The organism is Pseudoxanthomonas sp. LjRoot204_2, from assembly GCF_056175765.1.
The window spans coordinates 1-10,480 of record NZ_JBGFFG010000199.1; the positions used below are offsets into that span (position 1 = coordinate 1).

General features: G+C 68.5%; 8 protein-coding genes and 1 pseudogene. 7 read left to right on the top strand and 2 right to left on the bottom strand.

Going from position 1 to position 10,480, the window contains the following annotated elements; translation table 11 throughout:
- Positions 1 to 188 precede the first annotated feature (188 nt).
- On the bottom strand, positions 189 to 1,004 hold the full coding sequence (locus AC04L7_RS10620) for a S1/P1 nuclease (RefSeq protein WP_436000210.1): 816 nt from the start codon (positions 1,002 to 1,004) through the stop codon (positions 189 to 191).
- Between the two features lie 59 nt (positions 1,005 to 1,063).
- A complete protein-coding gene (locus AC04L7_RS10625; RefSeq protein WP_296278540.1) occupies positions 1,064 to 1,684 on the bottom strand; it encodes an OmpW/AlkL family protein in 621 nt (206 codons plus the stop codon).
- Between the two features lie 165 nt (positions 1,685 to 1,849).
- Here AC04L7_RS10625 and gap point away from each other — a divergent pair, with 165 nt between their 5' ends.
- From gap to pyk, 7 genes and pseudogenes are all read left to right on the top strand, one after another.
- A complete protein-coding gene (gap, locus tag AC04L7_RS10630; RefSeq protein WP_299346545.1) occupies positions 1,850 to 2,854 on the top strand; it encodes a type I glyceraldehyde-3-phosphate dehydrogenase in 1,005 nt (334 codons plus the stop codon).
- A gap of 589 nt (positions 2,855 to 3,443) precedes the next feature.
- Positions 3,444 to 4,715, top strand: coding sequence for a DUF2339 domain-containing protein (locus AC04L7_RS10635; RefSeq protein WP_475512975.1), 1,272 nt, complete (start codon positions 3,444 to 3,446; stop codon positions 4,713 to 4,715).
- Positions 4,694 to 5,518: pseudogene (locus tag AC04L7_RS10640) on the top strand (DUF2339 domain-containing protein); the annotation flags it as partial. The gene AC04L7_RS10635 and the pseudogene AC04L7_RS10640, both read left to right, overlap by 22 nt.
- The gene (locus AC04L7_RS10645) at positions 5,515 to 6,867 is read left to right on the top strand and encodes a DUF3999 family protein (protein ID WP_436000205.1); all 1,353 of its coding nucleotides are present in this window, start codon (positions 5,515 to 5,517) and stop codon (positions 6,865 to 6,867) included. The pseudogene AC04L7_RS10640 and the gene AC04L7_RS10645, both read left to right, overlap by 4 nt.
- A 69-nt stretch (positions 6,868 to 6,936) precedes the next feature.
- Entirely contained in the window at positions 6,937 to 8,112 is a 1,176-nt protein-coding gene (locus tag AC04L7_RS10650) for a phosphoglycerate kinase (protein ID WP_475512972.1), read from the top strand.
- Positions 8,109 to 8,750, top strand: a complete 642-nt coding sequence (locus AC04L7_RS10655) for an HAD hydrolase-like protein (RefSeq protein ID WP_475512973.1) — start codon at positions 8,109 to 8,111, stop codon at positions 8,748 to 8,750. The genes AC04L7_RS10650 and AC04L7_RS10655 overlap by 4 nt, the downstream gene beginning before the upstream one ends.
- A gap of 276 nt (positions 8,751 to 9,026) precedes the next feature.
- On the top strand, positions 9,027 to 10,480 hold a 1,454-nt coding region (gene pyk / locus AC04L7_RS10660; RefSeq protein WP_475512974.1), incomplete at its 3' end, for a pyruvate kinase.

The window sequence follows — 10,480 nt, forward strand, 5'->3', positions numbered from 1 at the left end:
CCTTCAGACTGGCCGCGGCGAAGACAGTGAGGCCTGCGTCGTCCTGCGCGCGCGCGACCGGCGGCACCAGCAAAGCGACGATCAGCAAGAGGGCCGAGAAGTGGCGGAGCAACGAAGGAAGCTTCATGCGGACGACTCCTCTGGGGGATGCCACGAGCGTATCGAGGGCGGGGAGGGGGCTGCCGGCGTCAGCGGCCACCCAGCGCCTTGTTCAGCACCGCCGCCAGCGCCACGCCGCCAGCGCGCAACTGGCGTTCGGCGATCGGCAGATGCGTATCGACATACGCCTGTTCCAGCTTCGCGCGACGCGGATAGAAGCCCGGCTGGGTGACCACCCGGCATGACTGCTCTGCCCAGGTGGCGGCAGGCGGGGGCAGGGTCATGGCGGCGAGCGCGGGGCGCGGCAGGGTACGCAGGTGCTGCAGATAGGCCTGCTCGCTGCGCCCGGTGGATACCAGCATGCGGCTGTCCCACAGCGTGTGCATGTTCGTGCCCCGCCCGTTCCAGTTGATCTGCGCGTCGTTGCCACCCTTGTCGCGCGCATATCCGGCATGCAGGGGCTGGTGGGCGTCGCCGACGAAATGCACGACGAACTTCAACGCCTGCAATCGTTCGGCGCGTGTCCGCCGCGTGTCGGCCAGAATCGCGGTCTGTTTGCGGATCGCTTCGATCACGCAGTTGCCATCCGGACAGTCACGTCTCTGCAGATAGACGCAGTCGTGTTCGCCGATGTTGACGAAGTGCCAGTTCGCGGTCTGGCGGCCGAGCACGGGATCGTTCTTGCGCAGGTCGTCTGCCCAGCCTGCGATACCGGCCAGTGTGGGATCGGCTTCGCCCGTCAGCAGGGCGTCGATCTGCAGGCGTGTCACGGGGGTCAGGTCGTCCCAGGCGAGCAATGCGACCAGGCGATGCCCCAGCAGGCCCCATGCCTGCGCGGGGACCGGTAGCAGCGCAAGTGCACAGGCACTGGCGAGGGCGAGCACGAAGAGGAAGGGACGGACCATGCCGGTACTYTAACCGACACGGGCCGTCCCCATTGCGCGTTGGCGACGTTATGCAGTGCTCAGAACGTCAGGACATAAGCCACGCCGTACACCAGCGGGTCGATGTTCGCGGTACCCAGCTTGGCGCCATCCACCTTGACCTCGGTATCGATGTCGATCCAGCGCGCATCCACGCGCACGGCGCCGCGCTCGCTCACCTTGATGTCGATGCCCGCATGCGCGGCCAGGCCCCAGGAATCGTCCAGCTTCAGATCGGTGCCTTCCAGCGCGCCCTGGGTGTCTTCGCTGAAGAACGTGGTGTAGTTCAGGCCGGCGCCGAGGAAGGGCGAGACCTTGCCCTTGCTGTTGAAGTGGTACTGCAGCGAGAAAGTCGGCGGCAGGTGCTTGGTGCTGCCCACGGTGCCGACGCCGTCGATGGCGATGTCGTGCTTGAACGGCAGCGCGGCCAGCACTTCCAGGCCCAGGTTGTCGCGCAGGAAGTACTCGAAGGTGATGGTCGGCTTGACGTCGCTGTCGATGTCGAGCGGCAGCGTCCCCCCGGCCAGGGTGCCGTTGTCGGACTTCGGGTTCACCTGGTGTGCGCCGACGCCCAGGGTCCAGTCGCCCTTGGACTGGGCGAAGGCGGGCACGGCGGCGCCGAAGGCGAGGGCGATGGCAATCGGGATCAGGGTCTTTTTCATGAGGGAGACGCTCGTTGGAATGTGGCGCCAGTCTCTGCCCGCCGTTTCCCTGCCGCCTTGATCCTGATCAATACCCGTACGGACGTGCCGAGAGGGCGGCCTGTTAGAATGACGGCCCCCGTCAACCCCGCCGCGCCGCGCGCGTGGCCGCAGGAGTCCTGAGCAATGTCGATCAAGGTGGGTATCAACGGCTTCGGCCGCATCGGGCGCAACGTGCTGCGTTCCGCCGTGCAGAACTTCGGCAGCGACATCGAGATCGTCGCCATCAACGATCTGCTGGAGCCGGACTACCTGGCGTACATGCTGCAGTACGACTCCGTGCACGGTCGGTTCGACGGCGACGTGAAGGTCGAGGACGGCGCGCTGTTCGTCAACGGCAAGAAGATCCGCCTGACACAGGAGCGCGATCCGGCCAACCTGAAGTGGGACGACGTCGGTGCAGAGGTCGTCATCGAGTCCACCGGCCTGTTCCTCGACAAGGCCACTGCGCAGAAGCACCTCGATGCCGGCGCGAAGAAGGTCATCCTGTCGGCCCCGTCGAAGGACGACACGCCGATGTTCGTCTATGGCGTCAACGACAAGACCTACAACGGCGAAGCGATCATCTCCAACGCGTCGTGCACGACCAACTGCCTGGCGCCGATCGCCAAGGTGCTGCACGACAAGTGGGGCATCAAGCGCGGCCTGATGACCACCGTGCACGCGGCGACCGCGACGCAGAAGACCGTCGACGGCCCGAGCAACAAGGACTGGCGCGGTGGCCGCGGCATCCTCGAGAACATCATTCCGTCCAGCACCGGCGCGGCGAAGGCCGTCGGCGTGGTGATCCCGTCGCTCAACAAGAAGCTCACCGGCATGTCGTTCCGCGTGCCGACCAGCGACGTGTCGGTGGTCGACCTGACCGCCGAACTCGAGAACCCGGCCACGTACGAAGAGATCAAGGCCGAGATGAAGGCGCAGAGCCAGGGAGCGCTGAAGGGCATCCTGGGCTACACCGAGGACAAGGTGGTCGCCACCGATTTCCGCGGCGACACCCGCACGTCGATCTTCGACGCCGAGGCCGGCATTGCGCTGGACCCGACCTTCGTCAAGATCGTCAGCTGGTACGACAACGAGTGGGGCTACTCCAACAAGTGCCTGGAAATGGTCCGCGTGGTCGCCGGCAAGTAAGCCCCGTCACCGGGACTTGAAGCACGGGCGCCTCGGGGCGCCCGTGTCGTTTCCAGGTATCGCCAAGCAATACCCGGTGCGCCGTACGCGGCCACCCGCGGATCGGAATCTTGCAAATCCCCGGGCCATGCCCGAGGCTGCGGACGCGGCTGCACGGACGGCCGGAGGACGCGGCATTCCGCGTCCTTGCACCGGAAACACGCACAGGCGAGGTCGGGGAATGGATGACGTGGTCGGGTTGTTGGTCCTGGCGGGGCTGGCCGTGTTGGCCATGCCGGTCCTGCTCATCGTCGCGTTGGTGTCGGTCGGCGGCCTGAAGCGCCGCGTCGCGGCGCTGGAGGCACAGGTCACGCAGCTGCGTGCCGCACGCGCTGCCGATGCCTCGCCTGCGCCTGCGCGCACGGTCGCCGCGCCTGCGTCAACTTCCGTGGATGACGGTCCCACCCTGTCGGACCTGATGCGCGACGCCGCGCCGGTCGCACCGCCGCGGCCGGCGCCCGAACCCGCCTCACCCCCTCCGAGCCGCCCCGCCGGACCGCCACCGATCCCCCCGGCCACCGCGCCGGCATCCCCGTCCGCTGCATCGCCGATGCCGCCGCGTCCGCCGCGTGCCGACGCGCCCTCGCGACCGGCCACCCCGGACGTGGTCAGCGTGGCGCTGCGCGCGGTGCAACGCTGGTTCACGGTGGGCAACGTGCCGGTGAAGATCGGTGTGCTGGTGCTGTTCGCCGGCGTGGCCGCGTTGTTGAAATACGGCGCCGACCAGGGTTGGTTCTCGCTGCCGCCCGAATTGCGCCTCGCCGGCATTGCCGCTGCGGCAATGGGGGCGCTCGTGTTCGCCTGGCGCAAGCGCGAAAGCAACCGCACGTTCGCGCTGAGCCTGCAAGGCGGCGCCATCGGCGTGCTGCTGCTGGTGGTGTTCGCTGCGTTCAAGATCTTCGGCGTGATGCCGGCGGGTGCCGCCTTCGCGCTCAGCATCGTGCTGGTGGCCGGCGCCGGCATGCTGGCGGTGCTGCAGGATGCCAGGTCGTTGGCCGTGTTCGCGCTGCTGGCCGGCTTCCTCGCGCCGATCTGGTTGTCCACCGGCAGCGGCAACCATGTCGCCCTGTTCTCGTACTACGCCGTGCTCAACGCGGCCATCGTCGGCATCGCCTGGTACAAGTCCTGGCGGCTGCTCAACCTGCTGGGATTCGTCTTCACCTTCGGTATCGGGACGGCCTGGGGCGTGTTCGATTACGCGCCGGAGAAATACGGCACCGCGCAACCGTTCCTGGCGCTGTTCTTCGTGTTCTACCTGCTCATCCCGCTGTTGTTCGCGCGCCGCCAGCCGGCCGGCCGTCGGGACTTCATCGATGGCTGCCTGGTGTTCGGCATGCCGCTGGTGGCTTTCTCGCTGCAGGCCGGCCTGATGCAGGGCGGCACGTTCGACGACAGCCGCCTGCCGCTGGCGTTCTGCGCGCTGGGGCTGGGCATGCTATACGCCGGGCTGTCGTGGCGGCTGCGGCATCGCGACGGTTACGACGTGCTGGCGCAGTCTTACGCGCTGCTTGCGGTCGGCTTCGCCACGTTGGCCGTGCCGCTGGCGTTGTCGGCAGAGGCGACGGCGTGCGTGTTCGCACTGGAGGGCGCGGCGTTGGCGTGGCTGGGCCTCCGTCAGTCGCGGCTGCTGCCACAGCTGACTGGCGCCGGGCTGCAGATGGCGGCGGCGGTGGCGTTCCTGATCGCGCAGTCCGACGTGACCGCGTGGCGCGATCCGCACGCGACGGCACCGATGTTCGCCAATGCCGCGTTCATGAGCGCGCTGTTGATCGCCGTCGGCGGATTCGCCAGTGCGTGGGCGTATCGCGGACTCGCAGCCTGATGTGCCTGCGCGACAGYGCGCACCGGTTGGCCGGTGCGGCGCAGTTCGTGTGGTGGCTGGTGTGGCCGCTGGTAGGCAGCCTGCTGCTGGCATGGTTGCCGGGACATCTGCAGGGCATGGGCGGCGGCTGGCAGGCCGGCCTCGTGGCGCTGCCGTGGCTGGTCGTCGTGGCGCTGGCGTTGTTCCGCTGGGGCTGGCTGGCGGCGCCGCTGGGCGAGCGCTTCGATGGCTGGCGCACGCCGCTCTTGGGCGTGCTGTTTGCCGCGCTGGGCCTGTGGTGGCTGGTGTCGCTGTTCCTGCCGGGTGGCGCGCGGCCGCTGCCGTGGATGCCGGTGCTGAATCCTATGGAACTGGCGCAGCTCGCCGCGCTGGTCCTGCTGTTGCGCTGGTGGATGCCGGCCACGCGCGTCCTGCCCCCGTCACGCATCGTGCTGCTGTCGTCGCTGGCCTTTGTCTGGATCACGTCCGTCGTGCTGCATGCCGTGCACCACTGGGGCGGCGTGCCGTGGAGCGAGGGCCTGGTGTCCGGGAGCCTGGCGCAGACCAGCCTGACCATCACGTGGAGCGTGCTGGGCGTGCTGGGCTGGGTGATCGGCTCGCGGCGCGGCCAGCGCATGCTGTGGCTGGGCGGTGCCGTGCTGATGGGCGTGGTGCTGGTCAAACTGATGACGATCGACCGGCAGCACCTGGGCAACCTGCTCGGCATCGGATCCTTCATCGGCTATGGCTTGCTGTGCACGGTCGTGGGATATCTGGCGCCGGCCCCGCCGCGCCGCATCGACAACGAGGAAGCCTCCGCATGAAGAAGTTCCTGCTCGCGCTCTGCCTGCTGCCGGCGATCGCCGCTGCGCAAGCGCCTGCGCCGTATGCGAAGCGATGGCCGCTGGTGCTGTCGGCCGAGCAGGCCGGCGCGTATCGGGTGGTGCTGGATCGCGGGGTCTATGCCACCACGGCATGGCCCGACCTGCGCGACATCGACGTACTGGATGCGCGCGGCAAGCCAGTGGCCGCGGCCCTGTTCGGGCCGGAGCAACCGACGGCGTTGCCTGCGCGACGCATCGTGGTGCCGTGGTTCCCGCTGCCCGAAACGGAACAGGGGACGGAGGCGTCGTCGCGCGTTTCGGCGCAGTTCGGCGAGAACGGGCGCATCGTCCGCATCGAGGCCGAGAGCGGCAGCCCCGGCACCAGCCGACCGGCGCGCGCCTTCCTGGTCGACCTCAGCGGCATCCGCGACAACGCAGAAGCGCTGGAATTCAGTTGGGACGCCGGTACGCCGCGCGAGTCCCGCTATCGCGTGGAAGGCAGCCAGGACCTGCAGACCTGGGACGTGGTGCAGGACCGGGTGACGCTGGTGGAACTGCAGCGCGGCCCGCAGCGCCTGCTGCGCGACGAGGCGCCGATCCGCAGCGGACTGCGCTATGTCCGTTTCGTGCCGCTCGATGCCTCGCCGGCGTTGCCGATCCGGGAAGTGCGCGTGCGACTGGACGCTGCCCACCAGCGGCAGGTCGTGGAATGGTCGGAACGGACCGGGCGTCGTGTATCGGAACAGGGCGTCGACGCGTTCACTTACGAAACCGACGGTCGCTATCCCGTCGCGTTGGCCGATCTGGCGATGGACGACTACGCGGTCGGGGAGTGGACGCTGGAAAGCCGGGATGCGCTGGATGCGCCGTGGCGCCTGCGCGCGGGTCCCTGGGTGGCCTACCGCGTGGCGGGCGATCGACCCAGCGCGTCACCGCCGCAGCCGTTGTCCAGCGGTCCGGCGCGCGACCGCTATTGGCGACTGCGCAACCGGGGCGCATTGCCGGACCAGGCGCCGACGTTGCGGCTGGGCTATCGGCCGGAGGTGGTGGTCTTCCTGGCGCAGGGGACGCCGCCTTACGCCCTGGTGGCGGGCAGCGCGAGCGCCCGCCGCGCGACCGTGCCGATGCCGGAACTGGTGGACGCGCTGCGCCGTGACCGTGGCGAGGATTGGCAGCCCGCACCCGCCTATCTGTCGCCGTCATCGGCGCTCGCAGGCGACGCCGCCCTGGTGCCGCCGCCGACGCCGCGCGACTGGAAGACCTGGCTGCTGTGGGGCCTGCTGGTGCTCGGCGCCGCATTGGTCGCCGCCTTTGCCTTCAGCTTGCTGCGCGCGCGTCCCCCGGCCTGAGTCGCGCGGGTTTGCGGCAGGAAAGGGCAGGCCGGACAATACGTGTCTCTCCCGTTGCCAGGACTTCCCATGCCCATCGTCCGCATGACCGACCTCGACCTCGCCGGCAAGCGCGTGTTGATCCGCCAGGATCTGAACGTGCCCATCGACGGTGGACGCATCACGTCCGAGCAGCGCATCACCGCGTCGCTGCCTACGTTGAAGCTGGCGCTGCAGAAGGGCGCGGCGGTCATGGTCACCTCGCACCTGGGCCGACCGAAGGAAGGCGTCTGGAGCGAGGCCGATTCGCTGGCGCCCGTCGCCGCGCGCCTGTCCGAACTGCTGGGCATCGACGTGCCGCTGGTGAAGGACTGGGTGGATGGCGTGGACGTATCGCCCGGCCGGATCGTCCTGCTCGAGAACTGCCGCATGAATGTCGGTGAGGGCAAGGACGACGAAGCGCTCTCGAAGAAGTACGCCGCGCTCTGCGACGTCTTCGTGATGGACGCGTTCGGTACCGCTCACCGCGCGCAGGCGTCGACGCATGGCGTGATCCGCTTCGCGCCGGTCGCCGCCGGCGGTCCGCTGCTGATGGCGGAACTGGATGCCCTGGACAAGGCGCTGGCGAAGCCGGCGCGCCCGCTGCTGGCCATCGTGGCCGGCAGCAAGGTGTCCACCAAGCTGGAGCTGCTCACCAGCCTGGTCGGCAAGGTCGACCAGCTGATCGTCGGCGGCGGCATCGCCAACACGTTCATCGCGGCGGAAGGCCATGCCGTCGGCAAGTCGCTGTACGAAGCGGACCTGATCGATACCGCGAAGAAGATCGATGCCGACGCGAAGGCGCGCGGTGCCGAGATCCCGCTGCCGACCGACGTGGTGGTCGCCACGGCGTTCGCGGCCGATGCGCCGGCGACGGTGAAGGCCGTCGATGCCGTGGCGGAAGACGAACTGATCCTCGACATCGGCCCGCAGACCGCGCGTCGCTACGCCGAGCTGATCGCGTCGGCCGGGACGGTGGTGTGGAACGGCCCGGTGGGCGTGTTCGAGTTCGACGCGTTCGGCAAGGGCACCGAAACGCTGGCGCGCGCGATCGCGCAGTCGAAGGCGTTCTCGATCGCCGGCGGCGGGGATACGCTCGCGGCGGTGGACAAGTACGGCATCKCCGATGACGTCAGCTACATTTCCACCGGCGGCGGCGCGTTCCTGGAATTCCTGGAAGGCAAAACCCTGCCGGCCGTCGCGGCCCTGGAGGCGCGCGGCCAGTGAGCCGCGCCACCCTGTTCTTCGATCTCGACGGCACGCTGATCGACTCCGCCGTCGGCATCACCCGCTGCATCGCGCATGCGCTGACGCAGCTCGATCACCCGATCYCTTCGGACGCCGAGCTGCGCCAGTGGATCGGGCCCTCGTTGCGCACGAGCTTCCTGCCGCTGCTGGGCGATCCGGCGAAGGTGGAGGCCGCCGTCGACCACTACCGGGAGCGCTTCGAGTCCCACGGCTGGCGGGAGCACCAGGTGTACCCCGGCATCGGCGAGACGATCGAGGCGCTGGATGCGGACGGTCACCGTCTCGCCGTGGTCACGGCGAAGAACGAGCCGCACGCGCGCAAGATCCTGGCGCATCTTCCGTTCGGTCATCGTTTCGAGGACATCATCGGCGCGACCGCGGACGGGCGACTCAGCCACAAGAAGGATCTGATCGGCGAAGCCCTGCGGCGGCTCGCCGTGGCGCCCGATGCATGCTGGATGATCGGTGACCGCCACATGGACATCGACGGCGCGAACCACCACCGGATGCGCAACGTCGGCGTGCTGTGGGGATTCGGTGGCGAAGAGGAGTTGCGCGGGGCAGGCGCGACGCGTCTCGCCGCGACGCCCGGACAATTGCGGGCAGTGCTCGCCTGAGCGGAAACGCATGCGATCAAACGCGCGTTTCATCTTCGCTCTTTTTGCGCACTCGGGTGTGCGTGCGCAGCATCCGGTGCACGTGCAGAGACCAAAAAAATACCAGTCGTGCGATGTCGRCCGCCTACGCGAAACCGCTTGAAAACAGCGCGTTTCCGGCTTCGCGAAGCATGTGCTGCAACCTGTCCCGGGACAGCATCGCGCGTCCACGCACAGCGGCCGATACGGTGCCGTTTCGCTGTGGTAGCGTTTGCGCGATCACAGGGAATCCGCACCATGACCGAACGCCAGCGCCGCACCAAGATCCTCGCCACCCTCGGACCGGCGACCGACCCGCCCGGCGTGCTGGAGGACCTGTTCCGCGCCGGCGTCAACGTGGTGCGACTGAACTTCTCGCACGGCGATCCGTCCGGACAGGCCAAGCGCGCGGCGGCGGTGCGTCTGGCCGCGCAGCGTGTCGGTGCGGAAGTCGGCATCCTGGCCGACCTGCCGGGACCGAAGATCCGCGTCGAGCGCTTCGCCGAAGGCAAGGTGGTGCTGAAGACCGGCGACCGCTTCGACCTGGTGGCCAGCGTCAGCGCGCCTCCCGGCGATACCTCGCAGGTGGGTGTCAGCTACCTGGGCCTGCCGGGCGATGTGGAAGCGGGCGACGTGCTGCTGCTCGACGACGGCCTGATGCAGCTGAAGGTGGTGTCGGTCGAAGGCGAGCGCATCGTCTGCACCGTGCTCAACGACGGCGTGCTGTCCGACCGCAAGGGACTGAACAAGCAGGGCGGCGGCCTGTCGCTGGGCGCGCTGACCGAGCGCGACCGCGAGCTGATCGCCTACGTGGCGGAAAACATCGGCGTGGACTTCATCGCCGTGTCGTTCTGCCGCAATGCAGACGACATGAACGAGGCCCGTCGCATCGCGCGCGAACACGGCTGCGACGCCGCGCTGGTCTCCAAGATCGAGCGCACCGAGGCCATCGAGAACCTAGCCGAGATCGTCGATGCCAGCGACGTGGTGATGGTGGCGCGCGGCGACCTGGGCGTGGAGATCGGCGATGCCGAGCTGCCCGGCCTGCAGAAGAAGATCATCAGGGAGTCGCTGGCACGCAACAAGGTGGTGATCACCGCCACCCAGATGCTGCAGTCGATGGTCGACAGTCCGATTCCCACGCGCGCCGAAGTGCTTGACGTGGCGAATGCCGTCATCGACGGTACCGACGCCGTGATGCTGTCTGCCGAGACCGCGGCCGGCAGCTATCCGGTCCGCGCGGTGGAAGCGATGGCGCGCATCTGCCTCGGCGCCGAGAAACAGTTCGAGATGGACACCGATTTCGAGAAGGCACCGCGCAACCTTGAGCGCGCCGACCAGGCGATCGCGATGGCGACGATGTTCCTCTCCGAGCACATCGGCGTGCGCGCGATCGTGGCGATGACCGAATCCGGCGGCACCGCGCGCTTCCTGTCGCGCTTCCGTTCCAATGCGCCCATCTACGCGTTCTCGCGCCACGACGGCGCCCGCCGCAAGATGGCGATGATCCGCGACGTGTTCCCGATCGCCTTCGACAGCCGCGGCCTGGCGCCGCGCGAGGCCGCGCGCGATGCGATGCGCGTGCTTCACGACCGTGAACTGCTGGCAGAGGGTGATCGCGTCATCTTCACCAGCGGCGACCACATGGAGAAGCACGGCGCCACCAATACGCTGCGCCTGCTGCAGATGGGCGAGCGCGGCAAGGCCGAGGG